This is a genomic window from Actinoplanes sp. NPDC051861, assembly GCF_040681145.1.
Classification (GTDB): Bacteria; Actinomycetota; Actinomycetes; order Mycobacteriales; family Micromonosporaceae; genus Actinoplanes.
In genome coordinates, this window is sequence record NZ_JBFAYE010000001.1 from 660,218 (window position 1) to 682,998 (window position 22,781).

A 22,781-nucleotide genomic window follows, 5' to 3' on the forward strand; every position below is an offset into this window, starting at 1 on the left:
TCGCCTACGTATTGCGACTCAACGGTCTGGGAGACGCGGCCGACGTGGCGCAGCTCGTGTCAATCCCGATTGCCCTCGTCGAGGTCGTGCTGCTGCTCATGGCGGGCTGGCAGCGCCTGCGGCCCCCGCCGGCGGTCACCGCCGATGCGATCACCGAGGGCCGCGAAGTACTCGCCCGGCGGTTGTTGGTGCAATGGCAGGGAGAATCGCGCGCCCGGGCACTGGACGATCCGGACCCCATTCCCGTGCGTTGGCGAATCACCGAGCACGAAGGCTTGATCGACCTGCCGAGCAACCGGACCGTCGACGTGCTCACTGTCGCGTCCAGTGCCGACGTCGACGCCCTGGTGGACGAATTTCGCAAGCTACGACGACGTAGGCTCGTGATTCTCGGAGACGCGGGCGCAGGCAAGACGACGCTCGCGGTGCAGATCCTCTTGGCACTGCTCGATAGCCGGGCGGACCATCCTGGCGAACCGGTTCCGGTGCTCTTCTCGCTCACAGGCTGGCGGCCGGGCCACTACCACGGCGATGTCCGGCGCTGGTTGGCCGACCGGCTGAACTCCGACTATCCCGAGTTGCCGGCCGGTGTCGTCGAGGCGCTTCTTGAGGAGCGCCAGATCCTGCCGATTCTTGACGGCCTCGACGAGGCTCCATACGAGGCGCGTGAACATTTCATCCCCGCACTGCAGAGCTCGCTTGGCGCCGACACCCAGGTCATCCTCACCAGCCGCATCGACGAATTCGCGGCGGCCGTGGAAACAGGGGGTCGCGTCATGCCGTCGGCTGTCGTCATTCAGCCGGACGCTTTGACTCCGGCGGCCGCGGCCGGATATTTGCGCCGATGCCTTCCCCCGGATCCCGGCGCGACCTGGGCTGAAATCCTCGATCGGCTTGCTCGCTCAGTCGTCGGGGGTGGATCGGTGGACGCCTTGGCCGAGGTCGCGTCGACTCCGTTGGGCCTCTGGCTGATTCGTGCCGCCTATATCTCGTCTCAGGCTGACCCGTCTCCGCTGCTTGATGACGCTCTCAGCACCGCATCCGCTATGCAGGCGCATCTGTTCGAAGTGTTGGTGGCGGCCTGCATCACGGCTCGTCAGCCCAGCGCCGACCCGGCGCAGTTGTTCCGGCCGCGGCATGAGTACAGCCCCTTGGCGGTCGAGGCGTGGCTGCGCTTCCTCGCACAGAATCTCCGGCGCTGGGAGACGAGTGATTTCGACTGGGCGCGGCACACCGCCGATCTGGCCGAGCCGCCTCGTTCGATCGGCGCACTCGTCGCTGCTGCGGAGCGGATCTCGTCAGCTGTGGACCGCTTGGCCAAGCAGCCTGTTGGGAATCGCCGCGCGTTGGGAGCCGGGGTGCTGTTCGGCCTGCCGCTGCTGATCTGTGGGTCCGCGAACGCAGGCTTTCTGGTGTTCCTAACGCTATGCGCCGCAGTCGCCTTCGTCGTACGCGTCCTCGTCATCAAGATCGAGCAGGCAGGTTCGGGATCCGTGGACTGGACTGCCGCAGTCGAGGACGATTGGTACACCGCGCGCGCCTTCTTAGTGCGTGTCGGCCCCTCCCTGGCGTTCGGTATCTGTTATGCCCTGCTCGCGGGCCTCCTTGTCGGTGTGATCACCGAATTGATCTTGCGCGGTGGTAGTGGCGTTCCGGTCGGGGTGGTGATAGGTATCGCAGTTGGCATAGTGGCGCTGGTGCTCTACTTGGACGGGCTCACGGTCACCGCAGGCGTTCAACCGAGGCGGCCGTGGTATGGCATAGGGCCAGGCCCCGGTCTGCGTAGCGGTCTCTTCTGGGCTGGGGCATCAGGCGCCCTCGGCGGCTTTCTCCTCATTGGCGCTTACGGCGGCGATGGTCCGTCGTCGACCGTCGCTGGAACGTTCTTTCTTGTTGCGACATTGGCCGGGTGCTTGTTGATCGTGCCGTTCCGCATGGTGGTTCTGCCCGTGCTCCTTACCGTATCGAGCGCGGGGGCGGCGATCGTGGTGAGGCGAAGCAACCTGCCGAATCCCAACGATACGATCTCGATCTGGGAGTCGGAGCGGCTTGGGCAAACGCGACGGTTGGTCCGGGTGGCCATTGCCAGCAGTTTGGCTGCTCTGCTGGGTGCATTGACGTGGCGCTACCTGCGGGATTCGGCGATCGGTGCGGACCTGCTACGGCAAACCCCTATGGTGTTCCTGGCAGAACACCTGCCCGGCTTTAACCTGACATGGTCTGGACGTCTCCGATATGTGGTCGCGGCCATGGTCGCATGGTTCCTCACTGTTCCCCTGGCCAATCCGCACCGGCGTTGGCTGGGCTGGGGCGCCTGGCTGCTGGCTGCCGCGCTGGTGGTGGGCTTGTGGCCGAGGCGGTGGGACGCAGACGAATTCCGGATCCATCTTGTCGGCAAGCTGAACGACGTAGATCCCACCATCACGGCGGCTGCCTCAGCACGGTTCGCCGAGCAATCCAGTTCGGGTTCGGCCTCGTCGCTCCATCTCGCTGAGATTCTGTCGCATGACGACCTGCCCATGGCCGTGATCATTTGGCTAGGAGTCCTTGGGTTCTTCGCTGTGGCCACCGTCGTGGGCTACATCGAGGGCGGCCATTCTCGCGTCTGGTGGTCGACCTGGATGGCTACGCGCTGGCACGCGGCCAGGGGACACCTTCCCGACGATCCGATCGTGTTCCTGGACGACGCCCACCGACTCGGCCTACTTCGCACGATTGGCCCCGTCTACCAGTTCCGGCACGCTGAGTTCCAGGAGCACCTAGCACCGTCCCATACCCCCGACTTCCAGAACCTGGTGCACTAGCGTCGACACTCACCGGGCATGTAGCGCAAGCGGGCACTTGGCCGTACATGAAGGGGGGCCAGCCCAAGCCTCCTAGAAAGCGCAACCGCGTCCCTCGCTCATCCGACGCAAAGGTCGCGACGCGGGTTGGCCGCACGGCCAAGCAGTTCCGCTTTGAGGTCTCCCCAACCGCGCGCAGGCCGGCCCGTCGCCCCGCACCCCCCACCAACCCCACCCGACGTGGGGTCTGGGGCTCGGGCCCCAGGCAAACAAAACGAGCGCCCAGGTCCGCGCTTCCCGCGGACACAAGGCGCCTAAGCTCGTGCCCCCGGCAGGATTCGAACCTGCGCTTTCGCCTCCGGAGGGCGACGCTCTATCCCCTGAGCTACGGGGGCCCAGTGGTTCAGAAGCCTAGCAGGCCCGCCGGAGCCGCCGCCAACCGGTTCCGGCGGGGTGGGTGTCAGGTTGTCTGGAGCTGTTTGAGCAGGGTGTCGATGAGCTGGATCTCGCCCTGCTGGGCGCTGACCATGCTCTGGGCGATCCAGTCGACGTTCTCGTTGTCGGAGAGTTCGACGGCTTCCTGGGCCATGTGTACGCCGCCCAGGTGGTGGGCGCGCATCAGGGTCAGGAACTGGATGTCGAGGTCCTTGCCGGTGGCTTTGCGCAGGGCGGCCATCTGTTCGGGAGTGGCCATGCCGGGCATGAGGCCGTTGACGATGGCGCCGTCGGAGTCGGGCATCCAGGCCATGGGCTCCTCGGTGCCGGTGGGGTCGAGGTGCCAGTCGCGCAGCCAGGCCTGCATGTAGCCGATCTGGCCCTGCTGGGTCAGCGCGATGTCGCTGGAGAGGGTGACGATCTGCGGCGTGGTGGAGCCGGTGTGGGCGATCATGGCCATTTCCACGGCTTGGGCGTGGTGGGTGGACATGTCGCGCAGGAAGCCGGCTTCGACGGAGTCGTCGCGGGGTGCGGTGAAGCGCGGGACGAGCAGGCCGCCCAGGACGCCGAGGAGCAGACCGATCAGAAGGAGGGCGACGCCCAGGTAGCCGAAGCGGCGTCCGCCCGGTGCGGCCTCTCCGGGCGCGTCCACGGCGCCCGGAGAGGTTGCTTGCGAGGTCATGCGGTCGATCAGCCCGCCGCGCCGGAGGCGGCCGGTGCGGGTGCGGTCACCGGGTCGCTGGTGGTGTTGCCGCCGGAGCACGGCGCGCCGGGCTCCATGGAGGCCTTCACCCGGGCGGCCTTGATGAAGTTGTCGATGCGGTCGTCGGTGGCGGTGTCCAGCTTCAGCTGGTAGCCCCAGACCTGGACGGAGACGTTCTTGTCGAGGTTGGCGACGGGCGACATGAACATGAAGTCCTTGCCCTCGACCCGCTTCTGCAGCGCCTCGACCTGGTCGGCGCCGAGACCCTGCTTGTACGTGATCCAGACCGCGCCGTGCTCGAGGCTGTGCACCGCGTGCTCGTTGGCGATCGGCTGGGTGTAGATGTCACCCATGCAGTTCTGCCAGGCCTGGTTGTGCGCGCCGCCGACCGGGGGGTTCGTCACGTACGTCTGCGGACCCTCCTTGTGGGTCCGGTCGTCGATCTGCGCGTTCTTCTGAGCGCGGTAGTTGACGACGCCCTCGATCTCGGCGAGCTGGTCCTCCCAGGGCTGGGAGGACTTGACCGAGGCGAACACGCCGTAGCCGATGATGCCCACGGCGATGAGCACGACGACACCGGCGACCGCGATCGGCCCCCAGTTGCGCCCGCCCGCGACCTTGACCGGTGCGACCGGCTTGCGGCCCTTGCCGCCGCCGCTCTTACCGCCCGGGCGGTTGCCGCCGGGCCGGTTGCCACCGGATTTGGCGGTGGACTTGGCGGGCGGCTTGCCCTGGCCGGTGGTCTTGTCGACCTTGACCGTGGACGGGACCCGCTCGGGACCCGGCGTGCTCATACTCATCGCGCCTCGTCGATTCAGGTAAATAGGCAGGGGCGGGGCTCGGGTGGCCGCCGAACGCTGAAGTCTACCCCCGATAGCATGGCCGGGTGACTCCCGCCAACCTTGCTGACACCGTTCTCTCAGCTGCTCGTGCCGTATTCGAGACGCGCGGCCTCGACGTCGCCGCGCTGCCCGCCACGACAGCGGTGGAGCGGCCCCGCAACCCCGAGCACGGCGACTACGCCTCGACCCTGGCCCTGCAGCTGGGCAAGAAGGTCGGGGTCGCCCCGCGTGAGCTGGCCGCGGCGCTCGCGGAGGAGCTCGGCCGCCGAGACGGGATCAAGTCGGTGGAGATCGCCGGGCCCGGCTTCCTCAACATCCGGCTGGACGCCGCGGCGGCGGGCGTGCTCGCGCGCGAGATCGTGCTGGCCGGTTCAGCGTACGGTCGGACCGACCGCCTCGCCGGAGAAAAGATCAATCTGGAGTTCGTCTCGGCGAACCCGACCGGCCCGGTCCACATCGGCGGGGTCCGGTGGGCGGCCGTCGGCGACGCGCTGTCCCGGCTGCTGCGGACCGCGGGCGCGGACGTCGGCACGGAGTACTACTTCAACGACGCCGGCTCGCAGATCGACCGGTTCGCCCGGTCGCTGCTGGCGAGCGCCAAGGGCGAGCCGACCCCCGAGGACGGTTACGGCGGCGAGTACATCGCGGAGATCGCGGCCGAGGTGGTCAAGTCGGCGCCGGATGTGCTCTCCCAGGACGACGCGACCGCGCAGGAGACCTTCCGCCGGCTCGGCGTCGAGTTGATGTTCGAGGAGATCAAGCAGTCGCTCACCGAGTTCGGTGTGCACTTCGACACCTACTTCAACGAGAAGGACCTGCACGACCGCGGTGAGCTCCAGGAGGCGCTGGAACGGTTGAGCGAGCAGGGTCATGTGTACGAGTCGGAGGGCGCCACCTGGTTGCGCACGACCGACTTCGGCGACGACAAGGACCGCGTGCTGCGCAAGTCCGACGGCGACTGGACGTATTTCGCCGCCGACTGCGCCTACTACCTGGACAAGCGCAAGCGCGGGTTCGAGCGGTGCGTCTACATGCTGGGCGCCGACCACCACGGTTACGTGGGCCGGATGAAGGCGATGGCGGCCTGCTTCGGTGACGACCCGAAGAAGAACCTGGAGATCCTTATCGGTCAGCTGGTCAGCCTGATCCGGGACGGCGAGCCGATGCGGATGAGCAAGCGGGCCGGGACGGTCGTGACGCTGGAGGACTTCGTCGAGGCGCTCGGCGTGGACGCCGCTCGGTACGCGCTCGCCAGGTTCTCCTCCGACTCGCCGATCGACATCGACATCGACCTGTGGACCAGCAGCAGCCGGGAGAACCCGGTCTACCGCGTGCAGTACGTGGCCGCCCGCACGGCGAGCGTCGCCCGTAACGCGGCCGAGGTCGGGCTGACCCGGGGCGAGCCGGACGCCTTCAACCCCGGTCTGCTCGCCCACGAGAACGAGAACGAGCTGCTCAAGGCGCTCAACGACTACCCGGACGTGGTGGCGAGGGCGGCCGAGGCGCGAGCGCCGCACAACGTGGCGCACTACCTGGACTCGCTCGCCGGGGCGTACCACCGGTTCTACGACAAGTGCCGGATCCTCCCGATGGGCGACGAGGAGATCACGGATCTGCACCGCGCGCGGCTGTGGCTCAACGACGCCACCCGTACGGTGATCGCCAACGGGTTGGGCCTGCTCGGCGTCTCGGCTCCGGAGAGGATGTAAGCATGCGCGCACACGAGGCCGGGGCCCTGCACGGCGACCTCGGCAGCCGCGGTCCGGCCTGGCTCCGGACGCCGGAGGACGTGAACGCACTGGTTCCGCAGCTGTGGCCGCGGACCGTCACGCGTACCGGCAGTGGGTCGCTGGAGATCGGCGGCGCGGACGTCACCGACCTGGCCGCCGAGTTCGGCACCCCGGCGTACCTGCTCGACGAGGACGACCTGCGCGCACGCTGCCGGGACTTCGTGTCCGCGTTCGCCGACGCCGACGTCTACTACGCCGGCAAGTCGTTCCTCTGCAAGGCGGTGGTGCGGATCGTCGGCGAGGAGGGCCTCTTCCTCGACGTCTGCTCCGGCGGCGAGCTGGCGGTGGCGCTGGCGGCCGGCTTCCCCGCCGAGCGGATCGGTTTCCACGGCAACAACAAGTCGGAGTCCGAGCTGTCGCGCGCGCTGGACGCGGGCGTCGGCCGGATCGTGGTCGACTCGTTCCACGAGATCGCCCGCCTCACCGAGCTGGCCCGGGCGACCGGCAAGCGGCCGGGTGTGCTGATCCGGGTCACGGTCGGCGTCGAGGCGCACACCCACGAGTTCATCGCGACCGCGCACGAGGACCAGAAGTTCGGCTTCTCGCTGGCCGGCGGTGCGGCCTTCGCGGCGGCGGCGCGGATCATCGACGAGGGCGTGCTCGACCTGCGGGGGCTGCACTCGCACATCGGTTCGCAGATCTTCGACACGAGCGGGTTCGAGGTGGCCGCGCGGCGGGTGCTGGAGCTTCAGGCGCAGATCCGCGACGCTCGGGGGGTGGAGCTGCCCGAGCTCGACCTCGGTGGTGGGTTCGGTATCGCGTACACCACGCAGGACGACCCCTCCGCGCCCGGCGACCTCGCCAAGCGGATCAACAAGATCGTCGAGTCGGAGTGCGAGCTGGCCTCGCTGCGGGTGCCGCGGCTCTCCATCGAGCCGGGCCGGGCGATCGTCGGGCCGTCGGTCTTCACCCTCTACGAGGTGGGGACGGTCAAGGACGTCGACGGGATCCGGACGTACGTCAGTGTGGACGGCGGCATGAGCGACAACATCCGCACCGCCCTCTACGACGCGTCCTACTCGGCGACGCTGGCCAACCGGAGCAGTGACGCCGAGCCGATGCTCGCCCGCGTTGTGGGAAAACATTGTGAGTCCGGGGACATCGTCGTGAAGGATGAATTCCTGCCCGCCGACGTGCAGCCCGGAGATCTTGTCGCGGTGCCGGGCACCGGTGCCTACTGCCGGAGCATGGCCAGCAACTACAACCACGTTCCTCGGCCGCCCGTGGTGGCGGTGCGCGACGGCGCCGCCCGCGTCATCGTGCGGCGCGAGACCGAGGACGACCTGCTTGCATTGGATGTTGGATGAGCCCCACGAGATCGATCCGGCTTGCGCTCCTCGGCTGCGGCACCGTCGGTACCGAAGTGGTCCGGCTGCTCGCCGAGCAGGCCGAGGACCTGACCGCGCGGATCGGTGCCCCGCTGGAGCTGGCCGGCATCGCCGTGCGCCGGCCCGGCCGTGAGCGCGGTGACCTGCCGGTCGAGGAGTCGCTGTTCACCACCGACGCGCTGGGCCTGGTCAAGCGGGACGACGTGGACGTGGTGATCGAGGTCGTCGGCGGCATCGAGCCGGCCCGCTCCTGGCTGGTCGAGGCGCTGCGCGCGGGCAAGAGCGTGATCACCGCGAACAAGGCGCTGCTGGCCGAGGACGGTGGCGCGCTGCACGACGCCGCCGCCGAGGGCGGCGCCGATCTCTATTACGAGGCGTCGGTGGCGGGTGCGATCCCGCTGCTGCGCCCGCTGCGTGAGTCGCTGCACGGCGATCGCGTCACCGCTGTCACCGGCATCGTCAACGGCACGACGAACTTCATTCTTTCGTCGATGGCGAGCACCGGGGCGGGCTTCAGCGAGGCGTTGGAAGAGGCCACCGAGCTTGGGTACGCGGAAGCGGACCCGACAGCCGACGTGGAGGGCTTCGACGCCGCCGCGAAGGCCGCGATCCTCGCCTCTCTGGCATTCCACACCCGGGTGACCGCCGCCGACGTGTTCCGCGAGGGCATGACCGGGGTGACCGCCGGCGACATGGCCAGCGCTCGCGAGATGGGCTGCACGATCAAGTTGCTGTGCATCGCGCAGCGCAACGACGACTCTGTGTCAGTGCGCGTGCACCCGGCGATGATCCCGCTCACGCACCCGCTGGCGAGCGTCGGCGACGCGTTCAACGCGGTCTTCGTGGAGGCCGACGCGGCCGGGCCGCTGATGTTCTACGGCCGCGGCGCCGGTGGCCGCCCGACCGCGAGCGCGGTGCTGGGCGACATCGTGGCCGCCGCGCGCAACAAGCTGACCGGCACCCGCGCGCCCAGCGAGAGTAACTACGCCAAGCTGCGGGTCCGCCCGATCGGCGAGTCCCTCACGCGGTACCACATCAGTCTCGACGTTGCCGAGCGCCCGGGCGTTCTGGCGACCGTGGCCGGTGTCTTCGCCCAGCACGAGGTCTCCATCGCGACCGTGCGCCAGTCCGGCCGGGAGGACGACGCCAAGCTGGTCATCGTGACGCACAGTGCCCCCGACGCCGCTCTGGCGGCTACCGTCGAGGCACTGTCGCGACTGGACATCGTCCGGTCGATCGCGAGCGTGCTGCGCGTCGAAGGGGGAGCCGGCTAGTGCTGGACCACGTGGGATTCCAATGTGCCGACCTGGAGCGCAGCGCGGCGTTCTACGACGCGGTGCTGGCCCCGCTGGGCGGTCGCCGGTTGATGGACTTCAAGGTCGCGATCGGCTACGGGAGTGACCACGCGGACTTCTGGATCGGTGAGTTCAACTCCGGTGAGGGCTTCCGTGAGGCGCACATCGCCTTCGCGGCGGCCGACCGCGCCGCCGTCGACGCGTTCTTCCAGGCCGCGGTCGGCGCCGGTGCGGAGGTGCTGCACGAGCCGCGCCTGCACCCGGAGTACCACGAGCACTACTACGGCGCGTTCGTGCGCGACCCGGACGGCAACAACGTCGAGGCCGTCTGCCATCGTCCTGAATAGTGAGCATCCGGTCCCACGGGCCGGATGACTACGGCACGCTGTCGCACGTTGGTGCCGTCGTTAGTGAGGAGTACGGCCATGTGGCGGGGTCTGATCGAGGCGTACCGGGACCGGCTGCCGGTCACCGACGCCACCCCGGTGGTCACGTTGCACGAGGGCAACACGCCGCTCGTGCCGGCGCCGGTGCTCTCCCAGCGGGTCGGTGCCGACGTCTACCTCAAGGTGGAGGGGCACAACCCGACCGGCTCGTTCAAGGACCGCGGCATGACCATGGCCGTGTCCAAGGCGGTCGAGGAGGGCGCCAAGGCGATCATCTGCGCCTCCACCGGTAACACCAGCGCCTCCGCTGCGGCGTATGCGGCACGGGCCGGGATCACCTGTGCCGTGCTGGTGCCGCAGGGCAAGATCGCGCTGGGCAAGCTCGCGCAGGCGCTGGTGCACGGCGCCCGGCTGCTGCAGGTCGACGGCAACTTCGACGACTGCCTCTCGCTCGCCACCAAGCTGTCGCAGGACTACCCGGTCGCCCTGGTCAACTCGGTGAACATCTTCCGCCTGCACGGGCAGAAGACCGCCTCCTTCGAGATCGTCGAGGCGCTCGGCGACGCTCCCGACATCCACTGCCTGCCGGTCGGCAACGCCGGCAACATCTCGGCGTACTGGATGGGTTACCTGGAGGACAAGGCCGACGGCAACTCCACGAAGCTGCCGAAGATGTACGGGTTCCAGGCGTCCGGCGCGGCACCGATCGTGAGCGGCAAGGTGGTCGAGAACCCGTCGACGATCGCCACCGCGATCCGGATCGGCAACCCGGCGAGCTGGACCAAGGCGCTGGACGCCCGGGACGCCTCGGGCGGCCTGATCTCGGCGGTCACCGACCGGGACATCCTGAACGCCTATCGGCTGCTCGCCCGCGAGGTGGGCGTCTTCGTCGAGCTGGGCAGCGCGGCGAGTGTGGCGGGTCTGCTGCAGCAGGCGGCGGCCGGCAAGATCCCGGCCGGTTCGCGGGTGGTCTGCACGGTGACCGGTCACGGCCTGAAGGACCCGGAGTGGGCGATCTCGACCGCTCCGTCCCCGACCGTCATCGCCAACGACGCCCTGCTCGCCGCGAAGGCACTCGACCTGGCCTAGCCGCCGAGCCTGATCCGCGAGCCTGTCCGAGGGCCCGCGGTCAGGCGTTCTAGCTGCCGGCTTCCGGGGAAGCCGGAGTCAACGGGGCCGGGTCTGGGACACTGGATCCGGCCTCGCGCACGAGCAGTTCCATGGCCTTGGCCACGATCGCGAGCTCCTCGGCTGAGAGCCGGCTGAGGAGTTCACGCTGTTTCGCGACGCCTGCCGTGATGATGCCCTCGATGAGTTCGGTGCCCGCCTTCGTGAGACCGATCCGGCGTACTCGCCGATCGTTCAGATCCTCCGCGCGCGTCACCAGGTCCTGCACCACCAGCCGGTCGATCATGCCGCTCAGCGTCGCGGCGCCGACCCCGAGCATCCGGGCCAGTTCGCCGCCGGCGAGACTGCCGTGCCGCGAGAGCAGCAGCATGATCTTGAGCTGCGACATCGTCAGGTGTGACGAGAAGAGCGGGTCCGACCGATCGTCCGCGAACAGGTGCTCCAGGCGGATCGACGAGCCCATGATATCCGCGATGAGCTGCTCTTTCTGGTTCAGCTCTTGTTGGCTCAGCGCCCGCTCCTTAAGTGACGTACTTGTTGCGGGACGGTACCAGCCGACCCCCATCGAAAACCATTTGTTCGCGTAAGGCAAACTATCAGCATCGACCGAACCTTCTCGGGGGAGTGCCCATGTCAGGTCTGACACGGCTCAGCCTTGCCAACCGAGGTCTAGTCGCACTGATCGCCCTGGTGATCAGCGGATTCGGCCTATACGCGATCCCGTCCCTCAAGCAGCAGCTCTTCCCCTCGATCGAGCTGCCCGCCGCGTTCGTCAGCGCGGTGCTTCCCGGTGCCTCGCCGGAGGCCGTCGAGGAGCAGGTGACCAAGCCGATCGAGGACGCGGTCAAAGGCATCGACGGCATCGACACGGTGACGTCGACCTCCCGCGAGAACGTGTCCAGCGTCGTGGTCCTCTTCGAGTTCGGCACGGACATCGAGTCCGCGGTCAACCAGGTGACCACCTCGGTGAACAGGATCCAGTCCCAGCTCCCGGAGAACGTCGACCCGGCCGTCTTCGCCGGCGGCACCGACGACATCCCGGCGATCGTGCTGGCGGCCTCCGGCGGCGCCGACGAGTCCGACCTCCTCAACCGCCTCAACGAGACGGTCATCCCGGAGCTCAACGGCATCGAGGGCGTCCGCGACACGCAGGTCACCGGTGCCCGCGCCGAGCAGGTGGTGATCACGCCGGACCTGGCCAAGATGGGCGCCGCCGGTGTCAGCCCCGCGTCGCTGACCACGGTGCTGCAGGCCAACGGTGTCTCGATCCCGGCCGGCGCGGTGGTCGAGGGCGACAAGTCGCTGACCGTCCAGGTGGGCACGCCGCTGACGACCGTGGACCAGCTGAAGGACGTCTACGTCACCGGCTCCCGCGGTCCGGTCCGCCTCGGTGACGTCGCCGCGGTGGAGAGCAAGCTGCCGCCCGCGGAGTCGTACACGCGGACCGACGGCGTCGACAGCCTCGGCATCGCGGTCACCGCCCGGCCCGACGGCAACCCGGTGTCGATCTCGCACGCGGTCCGGGACATGCTCGACGACCTGGAGAAGGACTCCGGTGCCACGCTGACCGTGATCACCGACCAGGCGCCGTACGTGGAGCGCTCGATCGAGAGCCTGACCACCGAGGGCCTGCTCGGCCTCCTGATGGCCGTGATCGTGATCCTGATCTTCCTGATGAGTGTCCGCTCGACGCTGGTCACCGCGGTCTCCATCCCGCTGTCCGTGCTGGTCGCGCTGATCGCGCTCTGGATCGGCGACTACACGCTGAACCTGCTCACCCTCGGCGCGCTCACCATCGCGGTGGGCCGGGTCGTCGACGACTCGATCGTCGTGCTGGAGAACATCAAGCGACATCTCGAGTACGGCGAGGAGAAGGTGCACGCCATCCTCGGCGCCGTCCGCGAGGTGGCCGGCGCGGTGACCGCCTCGACGCTCACGACGGTCGCCGTTTTCGCCCCGATCGCGCTGGTCGGCGGCCTGGTCGGCCAGATCTTCTCGTCCTTCGCGATCACCGTGACGGTCGCGCTGGTGGCCTCGCTGTTCGTCTCGCTGACCGTGGTGCCGGTGCTGGCGTACTGGTTCCTGCGGCCGACGGCACCCGGCGCCGACAACGAGGCGGTCCGCAAGGCCGCCGAGGAGAAGGAGCTGCGCAGCCCGCTGCAGCGCGGTTACCTGCCGGTCATCCGGTTCGCCACGACCCGCCGCTGGACCACGGTTCTGATCGGCATCCTGGTCCTGATCGGTACGTTCGCCCTCTCCACCCGCCTGGAGACCAACTTCCTGGACGAGTCCGGCCAGGACAGCATCACGGTCAACCAGGAGCTCCCGGCCGGCACCAGCCTGGCGGCCACCGACGAGGCGGCCAAGAAGGTGGAGACCGTCATCGCCGCCCGCGAGGACGTCACGACGTACCAGGTGACCGTCGGCGGCAACTCGGCCAACCCGTTCGCCGGTGGCGGCGGCGCGGGCACGGCGACCTTCAACGTGGCGCTCGACGAGGACGCCGACGCCGAGAAGGTCACCGACGAGTTGAACGCCGAGTTCGACAAGCTCACCGACGCCGGTGAGATCACAATCGGACAGGAGGGCTCCGGGCTGGGCAGCAGCCAGCTCTCCGTGGACGTCAGCGCCGCCGACAACGAGGTGCTCAAGACCGCCACCGAGCAGGTGCGCCAGGCGATGAGCGAGGTCTCCGGGGTCGCCGACGTCGACACCACGCTGGCCGCCAGCGTGCCCCGGCTCGAGGTCGTGGTGGACCGCAAGGCCGCCGCGCAGGTCGGCCTCACCGAGGCGCAGATCGGCCAGACCGTCGCGGGCATGTTCCGGTCGGCACCGGCGGGCCAGATGACCGTGGACGGCAACACGCAGGACGTGGTCATCTCGTTCGGCAGCGCTCCGGCCGACTCGGCCGCGCTGCGCGCCCTGCCGCTCACCACGAGCACCGGTGTGGTGCCGCTGGACCAGGTCGCCGACGTCAAGGAGGTCGCCGGGCCGGAGACGGTCACGCGTTCCGACGGCAACCGGACCGCCAGCGTGACCGGTGCGGTCACCGGTTCCGACCTGACCCAGGTCAACCAGGACCTGACGAAGAAGCTGGACGCGCTCGAACTGCCGCCCGGCGCCGAGTACACGGTCGGTGGCGTCAGCGCCGACCAGCAGGAGGCGTTCGCGCAGCTCGGCCTGGCCGTGCTCGCGGCGATCGCGATCGTCTTCATCATCATGGTCGCCACGTTCCGCAGCCTGCTGCAGCCGGTGATCCTGCTGGTGTCGATCCCGTTCGCGGCGACCGGCGCGATCGGCCTGCTGCTGATCACCGGCACCCCGCTCGGCGTTCCGGCACTGATCGGTGTGCTCATGCTGGTCGGCATCGTGGTCACCAACGCGATCGTGCTGATGGACCTGATCAACCACTACCGGGCACAGGGGTACGGCGTGCAGGAGGCGGTGATCGAGGGCGGCCGGCACCGGCTGCGGCCGATCCTGATGACCGCGATCGCGACCATCTTCGCCCTGATCCCGATGGCGCTCGGCCTCACCGGCGAGGGCGGCTTCATCTCGCAGCCGCTGGCCATCGTGGTGATCGGCGGTCTGGTCAGCTCCACGCTGCTGACCCTGGTGCTGGTGCCGACGCTCTACACCATGGTGGAGAACCGCAAGGAGAAGTCGCGGGCCAAGCGCGCGGCGAAGCGGCTCCGCAAGAGCGGCGGCGGAAGCGCGGAGGGCGAGGCTCCGGCCGAGGAGCCGGTTCCGGTCACCGTGCCGGCGAAGCAGGAGGGTGGTGCCCTGCGCGGGTACACCGACCAGTTCGAGGTGCTGAAGATGCCGCGTAAGCAGGAGCGGCCCGCCGACTGACGGCGGCCGACCACCGATGCCCGGCCCGTTGCGGCCGGGCATCGGCGTTTCCGGCCCGGCGGTAGGGTGCGGTACGTGCCAGCAGCCTTCTCGGTCCTTACCCGCAACCGTGACTTCCGGCGCTTGTTCGCGGCCGAGCTCGTCGTCTTCGGCGCTGACTGGTTCGTCATGGTGCCGCTGCTGGTCCTGCTGCCGGAGCTGACCGGGAGCGGGATGTGGGGCGCGCTGGTGCTGGCCGCCGACACCGGGATCATCGCGCTGCTGCTGCCGTACACCGGGACGATCGCGGACCGGGTGGACCGGCGCCGGATCCTGATCCTGGCCAACTCGGCGGCCTTTCTGTCGGTGCTGCTGCTGTTCGCGGTGCGGTCCGAGGCGACCGCGCCGCTGGCTCTCGTCGCGGTCGGTGCGATGGCCGTGTCCAAGGCGTTCTACTCACCGGCCGCGTCCGCCGCCATGCCGAACGTCGTGGACCCGGCCGACCTGGCAGCCGCCAACACGATCGCGGGCTCGGCGTGGGGCACCATGACGGTCGTCGGCGCGTCTCTCGGTGGCGTCGTCAGCAGTGCTTTCGGCCCGTACGTCTGCTTCGGTGTGACAGCGACCCTGCTCCTGGCCGGCGCTCTGCTCACGGCCCTGATCCGACGCCCGCTCCAGGCGCCTCGTGGCGATCAGCCGCCGGAACATCCGATGCGGGCGCTGTTCGGGGCGCTGCGCTACATCGGCGGGCGCCCCCGGATCCGTGCGCTGGTGACCGTGAAGTCGGCGGTCGGGCTCGGCAACGGCGTGCTCACCGTCTTCCCCCTGATCGCGGCCGAGCACGGTGCCGGTGCCGCGGGTGCCGGTCTGCTCTTCGCGCTGCGCGGCGCCGGTGCGCTGATCGGGCCGCTGGTGATGCGCCCGGTGCTGAACCGGCCCTCCTGGCTGCTGCCCGGCCTGGCGCTGTCGATGAGCCTGTACGGCATCGGCTATCTCGGCGTGGCCTTCGCGCCCTGGTTCCCGCTCGTGCTCGTGCTGGTCTTCGTCGCGCACTTCGCCGGCGGGACGAACTGGGTGCTCTCCAATTTCGCCCTGCAGGCCGAGGTGCCCGACGAGCTGCGCGGCCGGGTCTTCGCCACCGACATGATGCTGGCGACGCTGGCCATCGCGATCAGCCAGCTGGGTGCCGGCGCCGTGATCGACCGGGTGGACCCGCAGATCATCATCGCCACCTGCGCGCTGATCACGCTCAGCTACGCGATCGGCTGGCGGATCGCCACCCGCAAGCTGGCTCCGGTCCCGAATACCGGTACCGGGGCACTTCCGTTTACTTGATCAAGCCCTAGCATGTGGCGATGGGCCTGTCCTTCGTCTCCGACCCGGTCTCCGTCAGCACGCCGGCGACCAGCGCCAACCTCGGTCCCGGCTTCGACTCGCTGGGTCTGGCTCTGACGCTCTACGACGACCTGACCGCCACCGTGGCCGGGCAGTCGTTCACGGTCACCGTGCGTGGCGAGGGTGCGGACGAACTGCCCACCGACGAGAGCCACCTGGTCTTCCGGGCGATGCTGGCGACCTTTGACGAGCTGGGCGGGCGCCCGCCCGGCGTGGCCCTGGAGTGCCTCAACCGGATCCCGCAGGCTCGCGGCATGGGCAGCTCCTCGGCGGCCATCGTGGGCGGCGTCCAGCTGGCCCGAGGGCTGGTCGAGGGCGGCCTGGAGCGGCTCGACGACGCGGCCGCGCTGCGAATCGCGGCCCGGATCGAAGGCCATCCGGACAACGTGGCACCCTGTCTACTCGGTGGCTTCACCGTCGCCTGGACCGAGGAGTCGGGCGGGCGGGCGGTGCGGCTGTCACCGGCCGAGGGCGTACACCCCACGGTTTTCGTCCCCGCCGAGCGGGGTTACACCGCGACCGCCCGCGCGGCCCTGCCGTCCGAGGTCCCGCATGCGGACGCGGCGTTCAACGCGGGACGGGCGGCGTTGCTGACGCATGCCCTCACGAGTGATCCGTCCCTGTTGTTCCCGGCCACCGAGGACCGGCTGCACCAGGGATACCGCTCCTCGGGGATGCCGGGCACGGCGTCCCTGGTGGCGGCGCTGCGGTCTGCCGGAGTCGCCGCCGTGGTCAGCGGCGCGGGTCCGACCGTGCTGGCGTTGACCGAGGTCCCGGCCGATTTCCAGCCGGGCGCGCACTGGCACAGCGAAGTGCTGGGCGTGGATGACGCCGGTGCGCGTGTGAAAGGGGGTATGGTGGAACACGCCGAGCGGGGTCCTGTTGCCGCAGGTCGCACGAGTTGATTACGCTCTGACCTAGCACCGGGCTTCACAACACCCGCGAAGCAAGTGATCTCTGCGGTTCGGCGCACCCCCGAGATTTCTGGGCCGTCAAGGCTCGTCTCAACTCTCATCAGGCACACGCCGGGCAGCAATCGAATAGATCGCTGCACTCGCCGAGACCTACCCGTCAAGCCCTGACGGGCAGGGATACCGTCGAGCTGCCGTGCTGCACGAAACTCCCGCGCCGCTGTTGCGAAGCGGGTTCCGAGGGCACCCGGCCCTGGCTGCAAGCTCCGGGTGATCTCGGGTTTTTTCCGACGGAAGGAATCCATTGAGCGACACCACCGACGTGACGTCGGGTGTTTCTGACGTCGCTGACGGCGCCGGCACCACCGCGACCGCCACGAAGCGCCGCCGCGGCGGCACCGGGCTGTCCGCGATGCTGCTGCCCGAGTTGCAGAGCCTCGCCGCCTCCCTCGGCATCTCCGGCACCGCCCGGATGCGCAAGGGCGAGCTGATCGCCGCGATCACCGAGCGCCAGAGCGGTGGCTCTGCCGCCTCCGCCGAGCCGGCGCCGCGCCCGCGGACCAACGGCGGCGACGCCGTCGCCGCTGCCGCCCCGGTCCAGGCGGCCCCGGTCGAGACCGCTCCGGCGGCAGCCGCACCCGCGCCGCAAACCGCAGCCGCCCCGGCCGAGAACACTCCGGCCACCCCGGCCGAGCAGACCGCCCCGGCAGCTGAGCGCCCGTCCCGGAGCCGCCGTGAGCGCGGTTCCCGGGATTCCTCGTCCCGCGAGCGCGAGTCGGCGCCCCGCGAGACGGTGGAGACCGCCGCCGTTCCCGCCGTTGTGACGGAAACCACTCCGGCTGCCGAGAGCAACGACCAGCGCCCCGAGCGCGGTGACCGTCCCGAGCGGGGCGAGCGCAACCGCGACCGGCAGCGCAATCAGCGCGACGGCCAGCAGCGCGACGGCCAGCAGCGTGACGGCCAGCAGCGTGACGGCCAGCAGCGCGATGACCGGGACCGCGATCGCGACCGTGACCGGGCCCCGCGCGCCGACCAGGGTCACGACGACGACGACAACGACTCGGGTGACGGCGGCCGGCGGAGCCGGCGCAGCCGCTTCCGGGACCGCCGTCGTGGCCGCGACCGGGACGGCGACCAGCGTGACGGCGGCGGCCAGCGGGAGAGCCGCGAGCCGCACGTGTCCGAGGACGAGGTGCTCGTCCCGGTGGCCGGCATCCTGGATGTGCTGGACAACTACGCGTTCGTCCGGACCACCGGTTACCTCTCCGGCCCGAACGATGTGTATGTCTCGATGTCCCAGGTCAAGAAGTACGGCCTGCGCCGCGGCGACGCGGTCACCGGTGCGGTGCGCTCGGCGCCTCGCGACAGCGGTGACTCCTCGCAGCGCCGGGACAAGTACAACCCGCTGGTCCGTCTCGACACCATCAACGGGATGGAGCCCGACGAGGCCCGGCGGCGTCCCGAGTTCTACAAGCTCACGCCGCTCTACCCGCAGGAGCGCCTGCGGCTGGAGACCGAGCCGCACATCCTCACGACGCGCATCATCGACCTGGTGATGCCGATCGGTAAGGGTCAGCGCGCGCTCATCGTCTCCCCGCCGAAGGCCGGTAAGACGATGGTGCTGCAGGCCCTGGCCAACGCGATCACCCGCAACAACCCCGAGTGCCACCTGATGGTCGTGCTCGTGGACGAGCGGCCCGAAGAGGTCACCGACATGCAGCGCACGGTGAAGGGCGAGGTCATCGCGGCCACGTTCGACCGTCCGCCGCAGGACCACACCACGGTCGCCGAGCTCGCCATCGAGCGGGCGAAGCGGCTGGTCGAGCTCGGCCACGACGTGGTCGTGCTGCTCGACTCGGTGACCCGTCTCGGCCGGTCGTACAACCTGGCTGCGCCGGCCTCCGGCCGCATCATGTCGGGTGGTATCGATTCGACAGCGCTCTACCCGCCCAAGCGGTTCCTCGGCGCCGCGCGCAACATCGAGAACGGTGGCTCGCTCACCATTCTCGCGACCGCGCTGGTGGAGACCGGGTCGATGATGGACACGGTGATCTTCGAGGAGTTCAAGGGTACGGGTAACGCCGAACTCAAGCTCGACCGCAAGATCGCGGACAAGCGGGTCTTCCCGGCCGTGGACGTCTCCGCCTCCAGCACCCGGAAGGAAGAGATCCTCCTGGGCAAGGAGGAGCTGGCGATCATCCACAAGCTCCGCAAGGTGCTCAGCTCGCTGGAGTCCGGCGCGGCTCTGGACCTCCTGATGGACCGGCTCAAGCAGACCCGGACCAACATCGAGTTCCTGATGCAGATCGCCAAGTCCACGCCTGGCGAGTAACCACTCAAAAACGACGCAGTCCGCCTAATCGGGTGGGCTGCGTCGTTTTTGTCGCACAACTTGTCTGATTCGCCCCGCTAGGGGTTGTGCGAACCTCCGGTATCCCCATCCCTCGATAATCCGGAGGCGCCCGATGATCGTGCCCGGCTACCGGGACCACCCGGCGGAGCCATGGGATCCGAGCGCGCCGGTCGACCCCGGCGAGGCCGAGGACTTCCTGCGCCGCTGCTACACCGAGAACCCCCGTCTCGGCCCGGTGGAACCCCGGCTCGCCATCGTCCGCGCGCAGATCGCCGCGACCGGCACCTACGTGCACACCACCGACGAGGTGGCGCACGGTGCCCGGATGGCCTGGCGCAACGCGAGCCGCTGCATCGGCCGCCTCTACTGGCGCAGCCTGATGGTGCTGGATCGGCGGCGGGCGCGTACGGCGGACGAGATCTTCTCGCTGCTCGTGCAACACCTGCAGACCGCCGGCAACGGGCAGATCCGGCCGGTGATCAGCGTTTTCGCGCCGGCCCAACCCGGGCAGCCGTACGCACGGATCTGGAACGAGCAGCTCATCCGGTACGCCGGGTACCGGACCGAGGAGGGGCGGCAGGTCGGTGACCCGAGGCAGGCCGGCTTCACCTCATCCGTCCGCGGGTACGGCTGGCAGGGCAAGGGCGACGCGTTCGACGTGCTGCCGCTGGTGATAGAGACGCCGGGTGAGGGCGTGCGGCTCTACGAGCTCCCGGAGCGGGCGATCCGCGAGGTGCCGCTCACTCACCCCGAGTACGGCTGGTTCGCCGAGCTGGGGCTGCGCTGGCACGCCGTACCGGCCATCGCCAACATGCGGCTGACCGTCGGCGGTGTGCACTATCCGATGGCACCGTTCAACGGCTGGTACCTGGGCACCGAGATCGGCGCACGCAACCTCGCCGACAGCGACCGCTACGACATGCTCCCCGAGATGGCCCGCCGGCTCGGGCTGGACACCAGCCGCGAGTCGACCCTGTGGCGGGACCGGGCGCTGGTCGAGCTGAACCGGGCGGTCCTGTACAGCTTCGAGCAGGCCGGTGTGAAGATGAGCGACCACCACACCGAGTCGCAGCGCTTCATGGCGCATCTCCGCAACGAGGAGAAGGCGGGCCGGCCGGTGCCGGCGGACTGGACCTGGATCGTCCCGCCGATGTCCGGCGGCCTCACCCCGGTCTTTCACCGGTACTACGAGGAGCTCGACCTGCGGCCGGCCTTCTACCTCGACGACGAGGCGGCGGAACTGGCCCGCACCGGGGTGAGGCGGTGCCCGCACCACTAGGGCTCTAGGGTCGAGCGATGACGTCGTTCATCTCACACACGACCGTTGACGCCACCGACGCGTTCGCGCTGAGCCGCTGGTGGCAGCAGGTGCTGGCGTACGTCGACGACCCGGAGGACCCGAACGAGCCCGGTCACGAGGAGTGCCTGATCATGTCGCCGGACGGCGTCCACAGGGTGCTCTTCATCGAGGTGCCGGAGCCGAAGCAGGGCAAGAACCGGATCCACTTCGATCTGCGGCCGGTCGCGGGCACCCGGGACGAGGAGGTGGACCGGCTGATCGGGCTCGGGGCGAAACCGGTCGACGACCTGCGCGTCGCGGACGGCACCGGGTGGGTGGTCTTCAACGACCCCGAGGGCAACGAGTTCTGCCTGCTCCGGAGCGAGGAGGAGGTCAGGCGAACTCGTTGACGGCGAAGTCGTCGCGGTGCCGCCAGGACGCCTCGGTGCGGACGTGGTTGGGTCGGACCCACTTGAGCAGCTTGTGGGAGAACTCGGCGGCCGGGATGCGCCCGGCGGCACGTACCACGAACCCCTCGGAGGTCTTCTCGTCGCGCTGCGCCGCCCAGGCCGCCCGCGCATCGGACAGACTGCCGCCGCGGTAGAGGACCGGCACCATCGGCAGTTCCAGGCGCCGCGCCCAGTCGACCGTGTCGTCCCAGCCCAGCAGGGTGTCGGTCTCGTCCCAGATGCCGAAGACCAGGAAGACACCGGGCAGATCGGAGTACGCCACACTGCGGCGCGCCCACATGGACTCGCCGCAGACCCGCCAGTCGTCCGGGATCTGGTATGCCGTCATGGCCCACAGCGCCTTGGCCGGCCGGTCCCAGGCCTGGGTGCCGGAGTCGAGCGACCGCGCGTACATCGCGTCGCGGGTGAAGGTGAGGTTCCCGCCGTCCATCTTCTCGGTCACCACGAGCTCGCCGTCCAACCACGACAGGTCGTGCTGGACGCGGTCGTCACCGGTCGCGCCCGGTGAGTCGGGCAGATGGAACGTCCGCGGGTACTTCACCTAGAAGTCTCCCTCCGCCACCTGGAAAACGGTCAGTCCGAGCGAACGCCACATGCGTACCACCTGTTGACGGTCGTCGAACACCCCGACGATCCGCCATCGATCCATGACCTCCTGGTCGAAGATCTCGCGCTTCACGACCGAGTCCTTCCGGCTGTCTCCGGCCGGTCGCATGAACAACGCCTCGTACGGCACACCGACGTACAGATCCAGCCAGGCCTCGGTCTCCCGGCGGCACACCTCGTCCCGCCCGGTGCAGAAGACGATCGCGTGGCCGGCCGCGTGCATGGCCCGCACCGCGGCGATCACCGGCGGATTCGGCTCGTCGCCGCCCACCCGCCCCCAGTCGTACGGACCGCGGCCGGCCATCAGCGCGACCGTCCCGTCGATGTCCACCAGCACGGCCGCCGGCAGCTCGGGGTCCGGCCGGTAGAGCGCGTCCGGCCCGTTCCGGGTCACGAACGGCACCGGCAGCGGCAGGTTCCGGCCGGCCAGGTACCGCTTGTGCATGGCGCGGATCGCCCGCTCGCCGACCCGGTCCTGTTCAGGGCGCTCGGTGTCCCGGCGGACGCACTCCTCCAGCGGCACGTCGGTGAAGTCGTGCACCTCGAACGACGCCTCGAAGCGGGCGGCCAGCTCGGCCCACTCCCGTACCGTCTTGGGCCGCAGGTTGGTGTCGTCGACGATGACGCTGCTGTGCGCTCGCAACAGCGCCTCCACGGCCGCCCGCTGTGCCTGGCCGACCTGGTCCTCGGCGCGCTGCGTCAGCAGGCGGCGACCGTGCAGCATGCGCCGCAGGTCGTCACGGTTGACCCGGACGACGCCGGGCTGGAGTTTGCGCGCGAAGGTGGTCTTGCCGGAGGCGGGCAGGCCGCGCGTGATCAATAGGCGTCTCATCGACCCTCGAGGCGGGAATTACGGGAGGGGCGCTCATGTTAACCAGGGCGGATCCAGTTTCGCCGCCTGATTTCCGCGAGGTGCGGGCGGCATGGCAGACTGGTACATCGGCCAGTAGGGGTTCCGGTTCACGTCCGACATCTGTAGGGCGACCCGGCGACCCGATCATCGAGAGGGACCGAGAAGACATGAAGAGCGGCATCCACCCCGAGTACACGACCACCGAGGTCGTCTGCTCCTGCGGCAGCACCTTCACCACCCGCAGCACCGCCAAGGGCGGCGAGATCCGCGTCGAGACCTGCAGCGCCTGCCACCCGTTCTACACCGGCAAGCAGCGCGTCCTCGACACCGCGGGCCGGGTTGCGAAGTTCCAGGCGAAGTACGCCAAGGTCACTGCCGCGAAGAAGAAGTAAC

At 69.3% G+C, this 22,781-nt stretch carries 18 protein-coding genes and 1 tRNA gene; 13 read left to right on the top strand and 6 right to left on the bottom strand.

Going from position 1 to position 22,781, the window contains the following annotated elements; genetic code table 11:
* The first annotated feature begins 44 nt into the window (after nt 1-44).
* Nucleotides 45-2,804 (top strand): NACHT domain-containing protein, encoded by a 2,760-nt coding sequence (locus tag AB0M02_RS03370; protein ID WP_364220692.1) that lies wholly within the window; start codon nt 45-47, stop codon nt 2,802-2,804.
* Between the two features lie 302 nt (nt 2,805-3,106).
* Here AB0M02_RS03370 and AB0M02_RS03375 read toward each other — a convergent pair.
* The 3 genes from AB0M02_RS03375 to AB0M02_RS03385 all read right to left on the bottom strand — a co-directional run bounded on the left by AB0M02_RS03375 (nt 3,107) and on the right by AB0M02_RS03385 (nt 4,721).
* Nucleotides 3,107-3,178: transfer RNA gene (locus AB0M02_RS03375), tRNA-Arg, on the bottom strand.
* Between the two features lie 65 nt (nt 3,179-3,243).
* Entirely contained in the window at nt 3,244-3,900 is a 657-nt protein-coding gene (locus AB0M02_RS03380) for a DUF305 domain-containing protein (RefSeq protein ID WP_364220695.1), read from the bottom strand.
* A gap of 8 nt (nt 3,901-3,908) precedes the next feature.
* Nucleotides 3,909-4,721, bottom strand: a complete 813-nt coding sequence (locus AB0M02_RS03385) for a DUF3105 domain-containing protein (protein ID WP_364220698.1) — start codon at nt 4,719-4,721, stop codon at nt 3,909-3,911.
* An 86-nt stretch (nt 4,722-4,807) separates the two neighbouring features.
* On the opposite strand from AB0M02_RS03385, the gene argS reads away from it, so the two are divergent.
* From argS to thrC, 5 genes are all read left to right on the top strand, one after another.
* Nucleotides 4,808-6,472, top strand: a complete 1,665-nt coding sequence (gene argS, locus AB0M02_RS03390; protein WP_364220701.1) for an arginine--tRNA ligase — start codon at nt 4,808-4,810, stop codon at nt 6,470-6,472.
* 2 nt (nt 6,473-6,474) lie between these two features.
* On the top strand, nt 6,475-7,860 hold the full coding sequence (lysA, locus tag AB0M02_RS03395; protein ID WP_364220704.1) for a diaminopimelate decarboxylase: 1,386 nt from the start codon (nt 6,475-6,477) through the stop codon (nt 7,858-7,860).
* Nucleotides 7,857-9,155 (top strand): homoserine dehydrogenase, encoded by a 1,299-nt coding sequence (locus AB0M02_RS03400; protein ID WP_364220707.1) that lies wholly within the window; start codon nt 7,857-7,859, stop codon nt 9,153-9,155. Before lysA ends, AB0M02_RS03400 begins: the two co-directional genes overlap by 4 nt.
* Complete coding sequence (locus tag AB0M02_RS03405; RefSeq protein ID WP_364220710.1) at nt 9,155-9,523, top strand: VOC family protein; 369 nt, start codon at nt 9,155-9,157, stop codon at nt 9,521-9,523. Before AB0M02_RS03400 ends, AB0M02_RS03405 begins: the two co-directional genes overlap by 1 nt.
* A 78-nt stretch (nt 9,524-9,601) precedes the next feature.
* The gene (gene thrC / locus AB0M02_RS03410; RefSeq protein ID WP_364220713.1) at nt 9,602-10,651 is read left to right on the top strand and encodes a threonine synthase; all 1,050 of its coding nucleotides are present in this window, start codon (nt 9,602-9,604) and stop codon (nt 10,649-10,651) included.
* Nucleotides 10,652-10,700: 49 nt separating this feature from the next.
* On the opposite strand, the gene AB0M02_RS03415 is transcribed toward thrC, so the two are convergent.
* On the bottom strand, nt 10,701-11,282 hold the full coding sequence (locus tag AB0M02_RS03415) for a MarR family transcriptional regulator (protein ID WP_364220716.1): 582 nt from the start codon (nt 11,280-11,282) through the stop codon (nt 10,701-10,703).
* Between the two features lie 38 nt (nt 11,283-11,320).
* Between AB0M02_RS03415 and AB0M02_RS03420 the strand changes: the two genes are divergently transcribed.
* The 6 genes from AB0M02_RS03420 to AB0M02_RS03445 all read left to right on the top strand — a co-directional run bounded on the left by AB0M02_RS03420 (nt 11,321) and on the right by AB0M02_RS03445 (nt 20,869).
* On the top strand, nt 11,321-14,542 hold the full coding sequence (locus AB0M02_RS03420) for an efflux RND transporter permease subunit (RefSeq protein WP_364220719.1): 3,222 nt from the start codon (nt 11,321-11,323) through the stop codon (nt 14,540-14,542).
* 75 nt (nt 14,543-14,617) lie between these two features.
* Nucleotides 14,618-15,856 (top strand): MFS transporter, encoded by a 1,239-nt coding sequence (locus AB0M02_RS03425; protein ID WP_364220722.1) that lies wholly within the window; start codon nt 14,618-14,620, stop codon nt 15,854-15,856.
* Nucleotides 15,857-15,876: 20 nt separating this feature from the next.
* On the top strand, nt 15,877-16,821 hold the full coding sequence (gene thrB / locus AB0M02_RS03430; RefSeq protein ID WP_364220724.1) for a homoserine kinase: 945 nt from the start codon (nt 15,877-15,879) through the stop codon (nt 16,819-16,821).
* Between the two features lie 310 nt (nt 16,822-17,131).
* Nucleotides 17,132-19,159 carry a transcription termination factor Rho gene (gene rho / locus AB0M02_RS03435; protein ID WP_364220727.1) on the top strand — a complete coding sequence of 676 codons (2,028 nt, stop codon included), beginning with the start codon at nt 17,132-17,134 and terminating at the stop codon, nt 19,157-19,159.
* A gap of 133 nt (nt 19,160-19,292) precedes the next feature.
* Entirely contained in the window at nt 19,293-20,459 is a 1,167-nt protein-coding gene (locus AB0M02_RS03440) for a nitric oxide synthase oxygenase (RefSeq protein ID WP_364220730.1), read from the top strand.
* Between the two features lie 17 nt (nt 20,460-20,476).
* Nucleotides 20,477-20,869, top strand: coding sequence for a VOC family protein (locus AB0M02_RS03445; RefSeq protein WP_364220733.1), 393 nt, complete (start codon nt 20,477-20,479; stop codon nt 20,867-20,869).
* On the opposite strand, the gene AB0M02_RS03450 is transcribed toward AB0M02_RS03445, so the two are convergent.
* Together AB0M02_RS03450 and AB0M02_RS03455 are read right to left on the bottom strand one after the other, a co-directional pair.
* Nucleotides 20,853-21,470, bottom strand: a complete 618-nt coding sequence (locus AB0M02_RS03450) for an RNA ligase family protein (protein WP_364220736.1) — start codon at nt 21,468-21,470, stop codon at nt 20,853-20,855. The genes AB0M02_RS03445 and AB0M02_RS03450 overlap by 17 nt on opposite strands.
* Entirely contained in the window at nt 21,471-22,367 is an 897-nt protein-coding gene (locus AB0M02_RS03455; RefSeq protein WP_364220739.1) for an AAA family ATPase, read from the bottom strand. It lies immediately after the preceding gene.
* A gap of 188 nt (nt 22,368-22,555) precedes the next feature.
* On the opposite strand from AB0M02_RS03455, the gene rpmE reads away from it, so the two are divergent.
* Nucleotides 22,556-22,780, top strand: coding sequence for a 50S ribosomal protein L31 (rpmE, locus tag AB0M02_RS03460; RefSeq protein WP_111651844.1), 225 nt, complete (start codon nt 22,556-22,558; stop codon nt 22,778-22,780).
* Nucleotide 22,781: the final 1 nt, after the last annotated feature.